The 16,390-nt window shown below is 67.4% G+C and carries 14 protein-coding genes; 9 read left to right on the forward strand and 5 right to left on the reverse strand.

Annotated features, from left to right (window positions below; genetic code table 11):
- Positions 1-804: an alpha/beta hydrolase gene (locus DAT35_RS17755; RefSeq protein WP_199242924.1), complete on the reverse strand. Its 804-nt coding sequence runs from the start codon at positions 802-804 to the stop codon at positions 1-3.
- 540 nt (positions 805-1,344) lie between these two features.
- Here DAT35_RS17755 and DAT35_RS17760 point away from each other — a divergent pair.
- A complete protein-coding gene (locus DAT35_RS17760) occupies positions 1,345-2,586 on the forward strand; it encodes an IS701 family transposase (RefSeq protein ID WP_158501756.1) in 1,242 nt (413 codons plus the stop codon).
- A gap of 53 nt (positions 2,587-2,639) precedes the next feature.
- On the opposite strand, the gene DAT35_RS17765 is transcribed toward DAT35_RS17760, so the two are convergent.
- Complete coding sequence (locus tag DAT35_RS17765) at positions 2,640-3,152, reverse strand: hypothetical protein (protein ID WP_108068217.1); 513 nt, start codon at positions 3,150-3,152, stop codon at positions 2,640-2,642.
- A complete protein-coding gene (locus tag DAT35_RS17770) occupies positions 3,145-3,759 on the reverse strand; it encodes an RNA polymerase sigma factor (RefSeq protein WP_158501757.1) in 615 nt (204 codons plus the stop codon). The genes DAT35_RS17765 and DAT35_RS17770 overlap by 8 nt, the downstream gene beginning before the upstream one ends.
- A 119-nt stretch (positions 3,760-3,878) precedes the next feature.
- On the opposite strand from DAT35_RS17770, the gene DAT35_RS17775 reads away from it, so the two are divergent.
- Positions 3,879-6,953 (forward strand): hypothetical protein, encoded by a 3,075-nt coding sequence (locus DAT35_RS17775; RefSeq protein WP_108068219.1) that lies wholly within the window; start codon positions 3,879-3,881, stop codon positions 6,951-6,953.
- A 114-nt stretch (positions 6,954-7,067) separates the two neighbouring features.
- Here the strand turns inward: DAT35_RS17775 and rtcA are convergent, their stop codons facing one another.
- Both rtcA and DAT35_RS17785 read right to left on the reverse strand, forming a co-directional pair.
- A complete protein-coding gene (rtcA, locus tag DAT35_RS17780) occupies positions 7,068-8,084 on the reverse strand; it encodes an RNA 3'-terminal phosphate cyclase (RefSeq protein ID WP_108068220.1) in 1,017 nt (338 codons plus the stop codon).
- 155 nt (positions 8,085-8,239) lie between these two features.
- Complete coding sequence (locus tag DAT35_RS17785) at positions 8,240-9,478, reverse strand: RtcB family protein (RefSeq protein ID WP_108068221.1); 1,239 nt, start codon at positions 9,476-9,478, stop codon at positions 8,240-8,242.
- A 141-nt stretch (positions 9,479-9,619) separates the two neighbouring features.
- Here DAT35_RS17785 and rtcR point away from each other — a divergent pair, with 141 nt between their 5' ends.
- From rtcR to tssC, 7 genes are all read left to right on the forward strand, one after another.
- A complete protein-coding gene (gene rtcR / locus DAT35_RS17790) occupies positions 9,620-11,254 on the forward strand; it encodes an RNA repair transcriptional activator RtcR (protein WP_108068222.1) in 1,635 nt (544 codons plus the stop codon).
- A gap of 403 nt (positions 11,255-11,657) precedes the next feature.
- The gene (locus DAT35_RS17795) at positions 11,658-11,990 is read left to right on the forward strand and encodes a type VI secretion system baseplate subunit TssK (RefSeq protein WP_146209761.1); all 333 of its coding nucleotides are present in this window, start codon (positions 11,658-11,660) and stop codon (positions 11,988-11,990) included.
- Between the two features lie 39 nt (positions 11,991-12,029).
- A complete protein-coding gene (gene tssA / locus DAT35_RS17800) occupies positions 12,030-13,124 on the forward strand; it encodes a type VI secretion system protein TssA (RefSeq protein ID WP_108068224.1) in 1,095 nt (364 codons plus the stop codon).
- A 20-nt stretch (positions 13,125-13,144) separates the two neighbouring features.
- Positions 13,145-13,612 (forward strand): type VI secretion system baseplate subunit TssE, encoded by a 468-nt coding sequence (gene tssE / locus DAT35_RS17805; protein ID WP_108068225.1) that lies wholly within the window; start codon positions 13,145-13,147, stop codon positions 13,610-13,612.
- Positions 13,613-13,671: 59 nt separating this feature from the next.
- Positions 13,672-14,247 carry a hypothetical protein gene (locus DAT35_RS17810; protein WP_108068226.1) on the forward strand — a complete coding sequence of 192 codons (576 nt, stop codon included), beginning with the start codon at positions 13,672-13,674 and terminating at the stop codon, positions 14,245-14,247.
- Between the two features lie 84 nt (positions 14,248-14,331).
- Positions 14,332-14,841, forward strand: coding sequence for a type VI secretion system contractile sheath small subunit (gene tssB, locus DAT35_RS17815; RefSeq protein ID WP_108068227.1), 510 nt, complete (start codon positions 14,332-14,334; stop codon positions 14,839-14,841).
- Positions 14,842-14,882: 41 nt separating this feature from the next.
- The gene (gene tssC, locus DAT35_RS17820; protein ID WP_199242925.1) at positions 14,883-16,379 is read left to right on the forward strand and encodes a type VI secretion system contractile sheath large subunit; all 1,497 of its coding nucleotides are present in this window, start codon (positions 14,883-14,885) and stop codon (positions 16,377-16,379) included.
- Positions 16,380-16,390 lie beyond the last annotated feature (11 nt).

Below are 16,390 nucleotides of genomic sequence, written 5' to 3' on the forward strand. Positions count from 1 at the left end.
TCACTGAGCTACTTTCGCATTCAGCCAAACCGCGATGTCGGCAATCACTCGCTCGGTTCCAGGCTCGTCCACAATCCAGTGGGCGTTGTTGGCATATTCCAGGTAATCGCCGACGCGCTTGTACTTCTCCGCGACCCTGCGCTGCATGTCGATGTGGATGGCACGATCCCTGGCGGCGCCGATCGTCAAGACCGGCACGCCGATGCGCGCTTCATCGATGTGGGAGATCCTCTGGGTGTCCATCTCGCGATGGAACAGATCGCGATAGACGAGGCCCGATTCGTAGCACGTGTTCGCGTAGATTCCCGCGTGCCGAGAAAGGGGAACGCAATTCAAGATTCCCCAACTGAAGCCAATCCTCCAGAACTTGTGAGCCCGGGTCTCGGACTGTGGGGAATACAAGATGTTGGCAAAAGTGAACCGCGGCGCCAACGAGCGCTTGGGCTGCAAGCCAGACGGCGCTGTCGGCGTCAGGAGAACGACCGCCCGAGCCACACCCCGCTCCGCGAGCTTTTGCGCGATGAGTCCTCCCATGGAGTGACCGAAGATGACCGGAGGCCGACCCGTCTCGGCTTCGAGCCGGCGCGCCGCCGCCTCCATGTCCTCGACATAATCAGCCAGCTTCAGCTTCAAGAGCTCCGCGGACGGATCGGCCCTCACCCTGAGCTGCGGACGGAACGTTGGCGTTTCCACGCGCCAGCCGATGTCTCGGAACTGCCCGGCCATACGGCCCCAGACCTCGCCCGTGCAATTCACGCCATGGATCATCAATATCGCGCCCTTGGCACCTGCGCGGTCAGCCACGGTTTTCTCCCCTGATCGTGATCGGGCCGGCGGAAGTGCTCCCACGCAGCTTCAGCCCGGCCGACACGTACGACGGCCAGCGCGACTCCGCAAGAGAAGAAAGAGGTGTCTTCACCGCTTTTACTACAGTTGTAGATTCGTATGCCGAGCTGATCTGAGATCTGTGATTGCGACCATGACGCGGAAGCCACGCGCAGTGTCTGCGTAAATCCACGTACTCCGGCGATCTGGATATCCCAGGCAGGCTGTCTGCGTATTTCCGCGTACTCCGGCGATCTGGATATCCCAGGCAGGTTGTCTGCGTATTTCCGCGTACTCCGGCGATCTGGGCTGGACGCGGGAGCGACATCCCCCCCCTTCTCCTTCGAGCGAACAGGCAGCGGCAGAGGCAGCACCCCGCTCTCGCTGTCGGCTGGAGGACAGGATCACCCGCCCGACCTGCGAGCAGTGGTCTCCGGGCGAGATACTGCAGCGGCAGCTCGGAAGAAGACGGCGGAAGCTCGCTGTTGACGCAACGGAGGGGAAAGAAGGGGGATTCCCGTGTCCGCCGCTACACCCACCCAAGGGGGCGAGGCTGCCGTCGCCCAGACGCTGCCCGAAGGGTTGAGGGAGCTGGCGGCCTGGCTGGCGCCGCACTTCCGCCGACGGGAGGCACTCGAAGCGGCAGGGTCCTTCCTACGGGCGCTGCTGTCCCGAGCGGAGCGGAAGAATGCGTGGGGCCTCGCGGAGGAAGCCGGGAAGACGGACCCCTACGCGTTTCAACACCTGCTGGGGCGCGCCAGATGGGACGAGGATGCAGTACGCGACGGTGTGCTGGCCTACGCACGGCAGAGGCTGGGCGAAGGGGGCGTGCTGGCTGTGGCCGAGATGGACTTCCTCAAGAAGGGGGACAAGTCCGCGGGCGTGGCGCATCAGTACGCCGCAACAGCTGGCCGCATTGAAAACTGCCAGGTGGGTGTCTTTCTCGCCTACGTCACCCGCGAGGGCCGCTCCCTGGTGGATCGCGAGCTGTACCTGCCCGAGGAGTGGACGAAGCACAGGAACAGGCGCCATGAGGCTGGCATCCCGGAAGAAGTGGTCTTCCGTACCAAACCCCAACTGGCACAAGTCATGTTGCAGCGAGCCCTTGATGCGGGGTTGGCCCCCTCGTGGGTGATAGGCAACGAGGTGTATGGCAGTGATGGAAACCTGCGACGCGTCCTCGAACGACACCATCAACGCTACCTGCTGGCGGTGACCGCCAACACATCCGCGTGGCGCGCCACCACCCGGTTGACGGCCGGCAGAGCCTTGAAGGAGCTGAAGAAGAGGGACTGGGCACGCCTGTCCGCGGGCGCAGGTCCCCAGGGCCCACGCCTGTACGACTGGGCGCGCATGAGCGTCAAGTCGCATACGGGCACTCTCTCCCGGTGGTTTCTCTTCCAGCGCGGCCTCTCGGATGAAACAGAGGTCGCCTTCTACCTGGTGCACGCACCGGCCAACACCTCGCTGGCTTCCATGGTGGAAGCTGCCGGCAGTCGCTGGCCGGTGGAGGAGTGCTTCGAATCCGCCAGGGGCGAGGTCGGCCTGGACGACTATGAGGTACGCAGCTGGACGGGTTGGTATCGACACATGACGCTGTGTCTGGCGGCTCATACGTTCCTCGCGGCTGCACGCGCCAGGGCCAACTCGAAGGAGGGTCTCCTCCCCAAAGCGTCGAGCAGGCCGCATGGGAAGAAACACATGTCTGCTTTCCGCCGCCGCCAGGGCCTCCGTTCGTCCGGCTCCCCCCCCAGAACGTGAGGCTTTCCATGGATCCGCCCCCAGAATCGTTTCTGGGGCTCGGGCCTATCCCGTCAGTCGTATTCGTCCGCGGGGGCGAGGGGCTTGTCCGAGGGCACCTCTCTCAGCTGGGCTTCCGCCTTGTCGCGGGAGGGCGGTGAGTTCCTCTTGGATGCGCCCGGGCGCAGGTCGGCGGGAGGACAGGCGGACCGGTTGTCTCCGGACAGGCACTGGATGACCTGGTCGGCGACCTCCGTGCCCGCTGCCGTGGACTGGGTGGAAGACGCGGGGTGAAACACCTGGGAGCGCATCAGCAGCAACACCGCCAGGGCCGCCGCCGCCAGCCCGGCCACGGCCAGCAGCAGCAGCTTCGGCCTGGGACGACCCAGCAGCCGCTTCGGGGCGGGAGGCTCGCTTCGGGCCAGCTCGCGCAGCTTCGCCTCCGCGAGCGCCTCCCGCTGAAGCACCCGCGCGCACGCGTCACACTGGGAGGCGTGCACCTCGAAGAAGGACCGCTGCTGCGGCTCGAGGAGGCCATGCAGGTACTGCGCGGCCATCTCGGCCGTGATGTGGGGCTGCTCACTCATGGCGGTCCTCCTCCACCAGCTGGCGCAGGCGGCTGCGGATTTCCCAGAGAATCTGCCGCACGCGCTGCACGGAGAGTCCCACATGTTCGGCGACTTCCGCATGGCTCAGGTCGGGGCGACCGAAGACGAGCTGGAAGACACGCTGACCGGAGGGGGAACACTGCTCGAGCAGGGCGCGGGCCCGCTCCAACTCCTGCTTGGACAACAGCCGCGCCTCGGGGGAAGGGGTGGCATCCTCCAGCGCCTCGACCTTCAGGTCCTCCAGGCTGGCAAAGCGCTCGGGCCGGCGGCGAACCTCGTGCAGAAGCAGGAAGTGGGCCTGGGTGAGGGCAATGCCTGGCAGCCGCAGCTGCTGGAGCTTGCCGCGCTCCTGCTGGGCGAGCAGCGTGGCCCACGTCTCCTGCACCAGCTCCTGGGCCCGGTCCACCCGGACGCCCCGTGCCAGCAGGAAGACGAGCACCTCGTGACCGTGGCGTTGGATGAGCTCGCCCCAGGCCTCACGGTCGCCCGCCAGGGCCCGCGCCGCCACGTCCGCGTTGCTGCGGTCCATCTCCTTCACCTGCATGCGGGGCGATCGGGACAGTCTGAGTGTCAGGGCATTCTGCACGGACGGCGACCTCCAGAGCAACGGAGGCATCAATCCGCAAGGGAGGAAAAGATATCGGCCGCAGTGTAGAAAAAAGGCGTTGATTGCGCACGCGCCCCGGCTTCTGAGAGGAGGAGCCAATGCCTGCCCTCTCTCCGCGGCTGCGGCTGTTGCTGTTGCTGGCCGTCCTGCTGGCCTGCGCCCTGGTCTATTCCGGGCAGGCCCTCGCGCCTGCGCACCCCACCGCACCTCTGCCCGGCATGCCCCTGCCGCTCCCGCGAGACCCGAGAATCCGGCTCCAGGGCCTCCCCTCGTTCCGGGCCGCGTACGAGGAGTCCTTCCGCAGCAAGCCGGACGCGCGTTTCTTGCGAGCCCTCTCCGAGCTCGAGCGCCTTCTGGGGGGCAGCGCGTCAGCGTCCGTGGACGCCCGCTTCCACGAGGACGGATGGATACTCCAGGTGGAGGGGAAGGAGGTGGGAAGGCTCCCGGAGTTCCCCGACTTCGCCGATGCCTTGTCGCTCCTGGAGACACGCGCCCACCAACTGGGCGTGAAACGGTTGGAGCTGCAGACAGGCTCCCTCCCTCCTGGCGCGTCGCCGCTTCCCATGGGCCGAGCGACCCTGGAGACCTTGCGAGAGCTCGACGAAGCCTGGTCCCGCGGCAAGCGCAGCCCCGCCACGCTCGTGGGCGCCGCGCGGGCCTCGGTGGCCCTGGCGCTCCAGCTCACGGATCTGACCGAAACCGCCGATGCGGTCCCAGCCCGGGCCCTGGCGCTGCTGGCGCTGGGGCGCGCGACGACCTCGGCGGCCCTCACCGAGGAACGTGCGCTGCTCTCGCATGTCCTGGGGTACGAGCGCACGGCGCGCCAGCTCGCCTCGGCGCTGCCCTCCGGGGGGGCGGCGCGCGCCTTCCTGCTTCAGGAGGACGATCTCCTCGAGGCGCTGGCGGAGCGCGACGCGGGGGCCGGAGTAGCCAGTCATCTCTGGGTACGCCGGCTGGCGCGGATGGGACGCGTGGAGCGTGCGGAGCGCTCCAGCCGGCTGGCCGCCCAGCAACTCGGGGTGGGGCTCCACGTGGTGGCGCCAAGGCTGCTGATGGATGGCACGCACCCGGAAGATCAGTTCATCGGGAGGGTGGCCGCGCCCTTCATCCTGGCCGAAGTGGCCTGGGCGAACGCCCATGAAGCCCCCGGCGTGGCCAACCCCTACGGAATGCTCCCGCCGACGTGGCCCCGGACCTCGGACTCGGATGAGGCGCTCCTCCAGTGGATGCACCACAGCCGTGAACTCCTCCCCGTGAAGGAGCGTGGCCTGCTTCCCCTCTTCGACGAGCTGCTCGAGAAGACGGGCCGCCCGGGCGCCGTCTTCCTGGATGCCGAGGTGGAGCGCGCCTTCTTCCGGGGCCTGTTCGATTCGGCCCTCTACCGCAGCGCCATGCACTGTCTGGATGGGCTCGCCACGCCCGAGGCCACGGCGGACTGCACCGAGAGCTTCGGCACCCGGGAGGCCAGGACCTCGGGGGATTTCCAGCAGTGGTACGCGCGACTCGTCGCCGCCCGCAAAGGCCCTAGGGATGAGCAGGTGCTGCTCCAGAGCCTCAACGATTTGAAGAGCCTGGGAGCGCCCTTGATCAACGAGCTCCACGATGAGCTGGAAGCGACGATCGACCGCATCGACCCCGCGCGTACGACGATGACCCGGCGCCTCGCCGCCCGACTCGACACCCGCCCGGACCATCGGGTCATCCTGGCCGACGCACTGAGGGGCTCCCTCTCCAATCTCGTCCTGTCCGAGCGGCTCTACCGCGCGAGCCTGGAGGCCTGCCAGTACCCCGGGGTGGAGAGCTGGCTCGCGTGGCGGGAGCGCGACTTCGCGAAGATGAAGCAGTTGCTGCACGACCCTGCCGTGGGAGGGACGAACCAGCTCATGCTGCTCGAGAAGCTGCTCACGGAGAAACAATTGACCGCCGAGGAGGTGGCTCGCGAGCTGGAGGCATTGGTCGCCACTTCCGGCGACCAATGGTCCTTCACCCTCCGGGGAGTGGAGATGCTGGAGCGCGCGCGGGACTACCCGCGGGCGAGAGCCCTCGCCGAGCGGTGGCTGGAGTGGAATGCGCAACTGGATGACGTCACGCGCGGTGTCGTCCTGGTGAAACTGGCCCATCTGCACGCCCTGGAAGGCAACCCCGCGCGCGGCTGGGAGGTCCTCACCCCCGCGCTGACCACCTACCGGCACGAGGTCCTCGAACAGGGAGCGCTCCTGCTCCAGGCGCTCGGAGATGAGAAGAGGGCCCTGGCCATGGCGGAAGGAATGGCGCACCGCTACCCCGGCCCTTCCAGCCTGGCGCTGATCGCGGAGCTTCACTGGCGCAGCGGGCGCTACGCGGAAGCCGCCGCGGCCCTCAAGGCCTCTCCGGTGCGCCGCCTGCTCGCGAAGAACTGGAGGCTCATGGGGACCAGGTTCGCCGATGTCTTCGGCGGCAAGCCCCTGGAGGAGGGACTGCGTGCCTTCAACATGCTGCAGGAGGGGGGTCTCAATGCCGCGGAGCTTCAATTCCTGACGAGCTTCGTCAGAACCCGGGAGTCCTGGCAGCTGTCAGTCGAGCTGGATTCGAGAATCCAGTTCCCCGACGCGTCGATTCGCCTGGGGTCCCAGTTGCGAACCTATCAAAGCCTGGCTCGATGGAAGTCCAAGGCCGAGGCACTAGAGTGGCTGCGCCCTCGCGTGCCTCCCCCCCTGCGGGGAGTCCAGCTGGCGACGCTCGCCTTCGAGGCTGGAGCGGACGACCTTCTCTGGGAGTATGTCCAGAGCAACCATGAAGGGGAGCGCGATGTCGCCTATACTTGGTTGTTGAAGGCAGCCTCCAGCGTGCGCACTCGCGATGACAACCCGGAACACCGCCGGGCGCTGGAGGAGTACTTCCAGCTCGAGCGCCCGGACTTCTACCACCAGGTGGGCCGTTACCTGCTGGGGCTCACCTCGGAGGAGGAGGTGCTGGCATTGGCGAAGCAGCCGGACCAGCAGCAGGAGCTGGCCTTCTTTCTGGCACTCAAGGCCCAGGCCGAGCGGCGCTACGAGGACGCCGCGACCTGGTATGCCGCCGCCGTCGAGCAGGGCCTCTACCGCGAGGGAGAATACCAGTGGTCCCTCGCCCAACTGTGGCATTGGAGGGCGCAGGAGCTGAGCCTCGCGCAATTGCAGAAGCGCGGGCTGTAGCGAATACCGGCTACTGAGGGGTGAGACTCCCCGTAGGACGCGTTGGAGAGATTGGAGGCCACGGCTGGCCACGCCCAGGGGCTCCAACACCTCGCTCAACCCCATCCGCCTCATTCAGGCATCAACTACAACCTCACGCACCTGCGACGACACCTGGCTCACCGAAACCTTCACATCGAGAAAGTGCGCGAACGTCTCAATCTGCGTCTGCGCATGTCCATCAAGCGGCAGGGTCCGGAACGAGCCACCACGGGCCAGCGCCAGCAACAGCATGAGCTGATCACACAGGTGCTCTCCCACGGGCACACCGGCCTCCAGGTAGACCCGAGCCTCCTCCGACACCGCCTCGGCCACGGCCTCCGAGCGCACACCCTTCTCCCCGAACGCGGTGAATACCTCGGTGACGTGCTCGCTCTCGACCTCCAGGTACAGCGCGTTCCCCGGTCCCACCGAGTTCTTCACCTCCTCCACCCGCCGCTCGTCCGGGAACCACGCGAGCTTCCTCCCTACCGTCTCCAGTTCCCGCTTCGCCACCTCGAACGGCACCTGCGAGATCAGCGCCGTGGCCTGCCGCCGCAAGACCTTCCCCCGCTCGAGCAGGTGCAGGGGCTTGAGCGGCGCGGGCTCCACGCTCACGAGGAACTTCCCTCCCCCGGCCGGGAAGAACCCAGGCCGCTCCAGCGTCGCCTCCACGCTCGGCCCCATCCGACGCACCAGCGGCAGATACGCCTTCGTCAGGAAGTCGAACGGCGGCGCCGCCGGGTTGTGCGTCCCTCCCTCGAGCACCAGCATCGACGGCCCGCTCGCCCCCAGCAGCGCGGGCAACACCGTCTGCAGCACGAGCGTCGCACTCCCCGCCGTCCCCACCGCGAAGTGGTACTCGCCGGACTTCAGGCTCCGAGGCCGGAACGTCAGCTCCTTCGAGTGCAGCTCCGCCCCCTCCAGGTCCGCGTCGCCCACGGCCGCCGCGGCCTTCACCGCCGTCAGGTGCTGGCGCAGCAGTCCCGGCTTCGAGCGTCCCGCCCGGATGTTCACCATCTGGAAGGGCTGTCCCGTCACCAGCGACAGTGCCAGCGACGTGCGCAGCACCTGCCCCCCTCCCTCTCCCTTCGAACCGTCGATGCGAATCATCTCCAAACCTCCCGTGAACCCCGTGTGCCCGCACGTAGCGATGCCCGCTCCCTCATCCTAGCGACCGAAGTCTCGGAGAGAGCGGGCATCTCGATGTCTCTATCCCCTCATGTGTCTCCTCCCATGCTTGGGGTCCCCCCTTCTGGCTCACTCCTTCAACCCTTCACGCACACCACCTGGCGCAGCGTGTGGACCACGTCCACCAGGTCCGCCTGCGCCGCCATCACCGCGTCGATCGGCTTGTACGCACCCGGCGTCTCGTCGATCACCTCCGCGTCCTTCCGGCACTCGATGCCCTCCGTCGCCTTCGCGTGGTCATCCAGCGTGAAGCGCCGCTTCGCCGCCTCGCGCGACATCACCCGCCCCGCCCCGTGGCTGCACGAGTGGAACGCCTCCGCGTTCCCCTTCCCTCGCACGATGTACGAGCGCGCACCCATGCTCCCGGGGATGATTCCCAAGTCCCCCTCTCGCGCCCGCACCGCCCCCTTGCGCGTCACGAAGACGTTCTTCCCGTAGTGGTGCTCGCGCGCCACGTAGTTGTGGTGGCAGTTCACCGCCGCCTCCGTGAGCTCGAACTCCGGCAGCTCACCGCTCGCCTTCAGCGCCTCCACCACCGAGCGCAGCATCAGCTCGCGGTTCATCGCCGCGTACTCCTGCGCCCAGCTCACCGCGTGGATGTAGTCCTCGAAGTACTCCGTCCCCTCGGGCAGGTACGCCAGGTCCTGCTCGGGCAGGTGGATGAAGAAGCGGCGCATGTCCTCCTTCGCCAGCTCGATGAAGTGGCTCCCAATCCGGTTCCCCACCCCGCGCGAGCCGCTGTGCAGCATCAGCCACACGTGGCCGGCCTCATCCAGGCACACCTCGATGAAGTGGTTCCCCGTCCCGAGCGTCCCGAGGTGCCCGAGGTCCGGGCCGCGGTCGATGCGCGGGTGCTTCGCGATGATGGCGTCGTAGCCGGGCTTCAGGCGCGCCCACGCCTCGCGGTGCATGGCGGGCGAGTCCTGCCACGCGCCCCGGTCGTTCCGACCACCGTTATCCGTACGGCCGTGCGGCACCGCCTGCTCGATGGCCGAGCGCACCTTCGCCAGGGAGTCCGGGAGCTGCTCGGCGCGCAGCGTGGTGCGCACGGCGATCATCCCGCAGCCGATGTCCACGCCCACCGCGGCCGGAATCACCGCGCCCGCCGTCGCCACCACGCTCCCCACCGTCGCGCCGTACCCGCGGTGCACGTCCGGCATCACCGCCACCCACTTGTGGATGAAGGGCAGGGCCGCCATCGCCTTCAGCTGCTTCTTCGCCTCGTCCTCGAAGGGCACCCCCACCGTCCACGCCTTGATGGGCACTCCACCCGTCTCGTTCGTCAGCACCTCGTAGTTGCGCGGCGTCGTCTGCATGACCTGCTCCTTCGGAATCGTTCGCCCGGTCCGTGCCGGGCACGCGAGGGGGTAGAGCAGGCCGCGTGCCAACGTCCTTCCCGAGGGAGAACGCGAATCCCCTGCCCGTCTTCCTATCCTCCAGGATAAAGTCCTATCCGCATGGCGAAGACTCGGGCGCGCGAGACGGTGGTCATCGGGATGCTGGGCTCCATCCTCGACACGGGGCGAGGGCCCAAGCGCTGGGAGAAGTGGCGCCCCACGGTGTCCCTCTGTCAGCAGGAGGACCTGCTGGTGCACCGGCTGGAGTTGCTCCACCAGAGCGCCCATGCCGAAATGGCGCGGCATGTGGCGGAGGACATCGCCCAGGTGTCACCCGAGACGCGCGTGCACCTGACGGCGATGGACATCCAGAACCCGTGGGACCTGGAGGAGACCTATACGGCGCTGCTCGACTACGCGAAGGCCTACCCCTTCCAGCCCGAGCAGGAGGACTACCTCGTCCACATCACCACCGGAACGCACATCGCGCAGATCACCATGTTTCTGCTGACCGAGAGCCGGCACCTCCCCGCGCGGCTCATCCAGACGTCCCCGCCCACGGGAGGCAAGGACTACGGCGGCCCGGGAGCGCACACCATCATCGACCTGGACTTGTCGAAGTACGACACGCTGGCGAGGCGCTTCCAACAGGAGCAGCGCGAGGGCCTGTCCTTCCTGAAGGCGGGCATCGACACGCGCAACGCGGCCTTCAACCGGCTCATCGAGCGGATTGAACAGGTGGCCACGAGCTCGCGAGCGCCGCTGCTGCTCATGGGGCCCACGGGGGCGGGCAAGTCGCAGCTCGTCAAACGCATCTACCAGCTCAAGAAGACCCGGCGGCTCGTGAACGGCCCGTTCGTGGACATCAACTGCGCCACCCTGCGCGGAGACGGGGCCATGTCCGCGCTCTTCGGGCACGTGAAGGGCTCGTTCACCGGGGCGCTGGCGGACCGGCCGGGGCTGCTGCGCCAGGCGCACGGCGGCGTGCTGTTCCTGGATGAGATTGGCGAGCTGGGCGCGGACGAGCAGGCCATGCTGCTGCGGGCGCTCGAGGACAAGCGCTTCCTGCCGGTGGGCGCGGACAAGGAGGTGGAGAGTGATTTCCAACTCATCGCCGGCACCAACCGGGACCTGCAGGCCGAGGTGGAGCGCGGACGCTTCCGGGAGGATCTGCTGGCGCGCATCAACCTGTGGACCTTCCGGCTGCCGCCCCTGCGCGAGCGGCCCGAGGACATCCCTCCCAACCTCCTCTACGAGCTGGACCAGGCCTCGCAAGCACTGGGGACGCGGGTGACGATGAACAAGGAGGCCCAGGAGCACTTCCTGCGCTTCGCCACCTCACCCGAGGCACGCTGGAGCGGCAACTTCCGGGATCTCAACGCGGCGGTGCTGCGGATGGCGACGCTCGCGCCCGGTGGACGCATCACCCGCGAGGGCGTGGACGAGGAGCTGGAGCGGCTGCGCACCGCGTGGGCCAGGAACGGGCCGAGGCAGCAAGAGCCAGCGGTGGACCTCGTGGTGGAGGTACTCGGGGAGGAGAAGGCCCAGGCGCTGGATCGGTTCGACCGCGCGCAGCTCGCCGAGGTGCTCACGGTGTGCCGGCAGGCGCACTCGCTGTCCGACGCGGGGCGGGCCCTCTTCGCCCAATCGCGAGCGCAGAAGAAGAGCGTCAACGACGCGGATCGGCTGCGCAAGTACCTTGCCCGCTTCGAGCTGAGCTGGGCCGACGTGGCAACCCTGTCACCCACGGTCTGAATCCAGACGCAGTCCATGCGGCCGAACAACTTATAACATCCGCGCGCCGTCACCGGATTCCTCCTCCCCACAATGCACTCACACCTCGACTTGCAAGAGTCGAGCATGACCGGGGCTCGCTTCCTCGACGCTTGACACATCCGATTCCGCGACAGGTCCCTCCACGTCTCGGAATACGGTGTTGCAACGGCTGAAGATCGGGCTCGCGCGCGATCAGGCAACGCGTATTCCGTCTCAGCCGAGGCACTCCCCCTTGCCGGGTGCGCTGCCGGGGAGTCCGGCTCGCGACCCGCCCGCGTTCGTCACAGACCTCACCCACCGTCTCCGCCTTGGAGCAGCAAGGGCAACTCTACGGAGCCCTCGCGGGGCCGCGTCCATCCACCGGCCCGAGGACACGACATCCATGACTCGTGCATACGATCTTCCCGGTGCCGTGCAGTGGCATGAAGGAATGCTGCTCGCACCCCAGCACTTCCAACAGCAGGACCGCCGATACGAGGCGCTGCTGCACTTCCATCTCGGCCTGGACATACCCTTCCACTGGGGCGTGAGCCAGCTCCAGTATGACTGGGTCTTCCAGTCCTCCACCTTCACGCAGCCCTCGCTGCTGCGCGGCCTCTACTTCTGCGGTGCCCTCCCACCTGCTGGAGCGCAAGGCCTTCCCCGAGAGCGGACTGGCCAGCCCGAATGTCGAGGCCGCGCGCATCAACCGGCGGGGCGCCTCACCCTTCGATGACGCCCCCCCGCCCCCACCCTCCTCCCCGAGCCCCCAGCCATGGACGACATGAACCCCGCCTCTCCACTGGACCTCGAGCCGATCCTGCGGCCGATCTCCCCCGACGCGCCCTCGGGACGCAGCCTGCGCTACGAGCCCCTCTACGATCAGATCCGCGAGGCGCGCCGCGAGGATGACCCCTCGCTGCCCCAGGGCGTCTGGCAGACCTCCCTCAAGCGCGCCAACTGGGCCCAAGTGACCGAGCTCTGCCAGCAGGCCCTGGCGCACGAATCCAAGGACCTGCAGCTGGCCACCTGGCTCACCGAGGCCTGGGGAATCCAGCAGGGCTTCCCGGGCGTGGCGCAGGGACTGAGCCTGACCACCGCGCTGGTGGATCGCTTCTGGGATTCCCTGTGGCCGGCCCTCGAGGACGAGGATGCGGAGGCCCGGCTCGCCCCCCTGGCATGGCTCGACGACAAGCTTCCCCTCGTCCTGGGCAAGGTGCCCCTCGTCAAGGCGCAGACTCCCGGCGGCGTGAGCATTGACTTCGCGGCCTGGCAGCGGATCCTCCACCGGGAGAAGCACCAGGGAGCTGGCCAGGACGAATCGAGCCCAGAGAAAGCCGGGGCCTCGAGTGGCCCTCTGAACCGGGAGACCTTCCTGGCCAGCGCCGCGCTGATGCCAGCCCCCGCCCTCGACATGCTCGCGCGAGGGGTGGACGCCGCACTGGCGGCCAGCTCCGCACTGGAGCAGGCCCTCGACTCGCGGCTGGGACGAACCAGCGCGGCACTGCGCCGCACCCGCTCCACCCTCGGCGACCTCCAGACGCTGGTCTCCACGCTGCGCGCCAACACCCCTCGGGAGGAACCCGGAGCGGGAGTCGAAGCCCCGCTGGACACGGCGGTCGCGGACATGCCCTCGGTACCGGGGCGGCGTTCGGGCGCCATCCGTAGCCGGGAGGAGGCCTACCAGATGCTGGCCCTCGCCTCCGACTACCTGCGGCGTACCGAGCCCCACAGCCCCGTCGCCTACCTGGTCAAGCGCGCCGTGAGTTGGGGACAGATGCCGCTCGCCCAGCTCCTCTCGGAGCTCGTCCCCGATTCCTCCAACCTGGAAGCCATCCAATCTCTGCTCGGCATGAAGAAAGCGGAGTGAGCCCCTCGTGAGGCCAGACCATGACACAGAGCAAGCAGCTCCGCGGATTCCCGGCCCCGCTGTTCGACAGGCTGATGGACCTGGAGACCGTCCCCGCCGTGCTGGATGAGCAGGAATTGCGCGCCTCGGTGAGGCGCGAGGTGGCCCATGCGCTGAGCACCCGCTGCATGCTCTCCCTGGAGCAGGCGGATGCGCTCGAGCCACACGAGCGCTCGGTCCTGGACTATGGGCTGCCCGACCTGCGGACACTCGGCTCCACCGCCGACGCCGCCCGGCAACTGGAGCGGATCATCTCCCGCGCGGTGGAGGCCTACGAGCCACGCCTGCGGCAACTCCGGGTCTCCGTGCGGCTTCCTCCCGAGGAGGAAGGCCTCCCCGTCGCGGTGATCACCGCCCGGCTGGTGCACGAGCCCATGACGGAGCCCATCACCTTTCCGCTGCAGCTGGACCGGAGCGGGAGGCTGTTGGAGGTGGGCGAGGAGCGCTGAAGCCTCACAAAGGATGCCGGCGGTTTCTCCCTTACATGTCTCACGGAAAGGAGCGGTAGATGACATACATCAACATGACGACGGGACTGCTGAATGCGACGTACAGATTGCTCGCCGAGTCGGCGAAGAATCCCGTCGAGGTCGGACTGCTGATGCGTTGGAACGAGGACGACCGTTACCTCTGGACGATCTGGTCCGAGGCATACCATCCGGGCATCGTCACCAGCTATTCCTCGGCTGGGATGAGACGCGATGTCGGTGGGCATGCCGAGGAGATATTGATCAAGAATTGGAGGGGATACGAGCAAGAGGCGGGTTTCCGCCCCCGGATCGTCGATCTGATCCTCACCAAGCTTCCCTGCTTCATGACTTCGAATGCCGTGACGCTGGGCACGCGTCAACTGCCCGTGGGTTGTGCCGGCAAGCTCAAGGTGCTCATCGAGGAGATACAGCCCGGCGTGCTCGATTGGCGGCTCGCCTATTTCAGGGAGCTGAACCCCGGCCCCAACTCGGATATCGAGAACGGTGGATCCCTGTCGCTCCTGAGCACAATCCAAAAGCTGTCGGTCTACTCATTCTTGGATCACCATTCCTTCGTGGCGCAGGGCTTCGGGGATGGGCTGACGATTGCCTGAATTGGCGCCCGTCACATCTCCCCGCGCCACGCTCTACCCTGGAGTGCGCAGTGAAAGCCAGACACACTGAAAAGGAAGAATGACATGCCCACAAAGGAAAGCATCCAACACGTTCTGGATCGGGTCCGCCCTCCGCGGGTGCAGATCACCTACGACGTGGAGATTGGTGACGCGGTGGAACAGAAGGAGCTGCCGCTGGTGGTCGGCGTCCTGGCGGACCTGGCCGGCCAGCAGAAGGAGCTGCCTCGGTTGAAGGAGCGCAAGTTCGTGGAGATCGACCGCGACAACTTCAACAAGGTGATGGCGGCCATCGGGCCCCAGCTGCGGATGTCCGTGCCGGACAAGCTGCGCGACGATGGCGGCAGCATGGCCGTGGAGCTGCGCTTCAAGAGCATCGACTCCTTCCACCCGCGCCAGCTCGTCGAGCAGATAGAGCCCCTGCGGAAGCTGCTGGAGGCGCGCCAGCGGCTGGTGGACCTGCTCGCGAAGCTGGACGGCAATGACGCGCTGGCGGAGCTGCTGCGGTCCGCGCTGGAGGACAGGGCTCGCCTCCAGGCGCTCGAGTCCGAGCTGGCGGCGAAGCGCGAGCAGTGAGCACCCGTACCCATCCACACACACGACACGGAGAGAGAGAGATGTTCCAGGAAGAAATGAAGGAAGAGGCACGGGGTACCCAGACGGCGGTGACGGAGCCGGAGCGGGGACTGCTGGCGCGCATCATCGAAGAGGGCAGGCTGGCGCGCGACGACAGCCAGCAGCCCCGCGCCCGCGAGCTGGTGGGCGAGCTGGTGAGCCAGGCGCTCTCCACGGAGTCCATTCCCAGCGGCATGGACGTGGTGTCGCTCATCAACCAGCGCATCGCCCGCATCGACGAGCTGCTGGGCACTCAGCTCGACGAGGTGCTCCACGCCGAGCCCTTCCAGCGGTTGGAGGCCTCCTGGCGGGGGTTGCACATGCTGGTCCATGGCACCGAGACGGGGACGAACCTGAAGCTGCGCGTGCTGCACGCCACCAAGAAGGAACTGCTGGATGACCTGGAGCGGGCGCCCGAGTTCGACCAGAGCGCCCTCTTCAAGAAGGTCTACGAGGAGGAGTACGGCACCTTCGGCGGTCAGCCGTACGGGGTGCTCATCGGCGACTACGAGTTCGGCCGGGTGCCCCGGGACGTGGCGCTGCTGGAGTCCATCTCCCACGTGGCCGCCGCCGCCCACGCCCCTTTCATCACCGCGGCCAGTCCCTCGCTGTTCGACCTGGACAGCTTCACGGACATTGGCGCCCCGAGGGACCTGGCGCGCATCTTCGAGAGCACCGAGCTCATCCGCTGGCGGAGCTTCCGGGATTCGGAGGACGCCCGCTACGTGTCGCTGGTGTTGCCCCATGTGCTGGGAAGGCTGCCCTATGGCGAGGACACCCAGCCGGTGGAGGGCTTCGGCTACCAGGAGGACGTGGACGGCAGGGATCACCGCAAGTACCTGTGGGGCAACGCGGCGTACGCCCTGGGCCTGCGTATCACCGCCGCCTTCGCGCTCTACCAGTGGTGCGCCAACATCCGCGGGGTGGAAGGGGGCGGCATCGTCCAGGGGCTGCCCACGCATACCTTCCGCACCGACGAGGGGGACATCGCCCAGAAGTGCCCCACCGAGGTGGCCATCACCGACCGGCGTGAGAAGGAGTTGAGCGACCTGGGCTTCATCGCCCTGTGCCACTGCAAGGGAACCGACTACGCGGCCTTCTTCGGCTCGCAGACGGCCAACAAGCCCCGCCGCTACGACACGCCCCAGGCCAATGCCAACGCGGAGCTGTCCTCCCAGCTGCCCTACATCCTGTCCTCCTCGCGCTTCGCCCACTACCTCAAGGTCATCATGCGCGACAAGATTGGCGGCTTCGCCTCGCGCGAGGAGATCTCCGACTACCTCAACCGGTGGATCAGCCAGTACGTGCAGACGAACGAGAACGCATCCTTCTCCATCAAGGCCCGCCAGCCGCTGCGCGAGGCGCAAGTGGACGTCACCGAGGTGCCGGGCCACCCTGGCAGCTACCGGGCGGTGGTGTTCCTCCGCCCCCACTTCCAGCTCAACGAGCTGACCGCCTCCATCCGCCTGGTGGCCGAGCTGCCCAAGTCGGCCGCGTGAGCCCCGGCCTC

This window comes from Vitiosangium sp. GDMCC 1.1324 (genome assembly GCF_003044305.1).
In the GTDB taxonomy this organism is placed as follows: Bacteria; Myxococcota; Myxococcia; order Myxococcales; family Myxococcaceae; genus Archangium.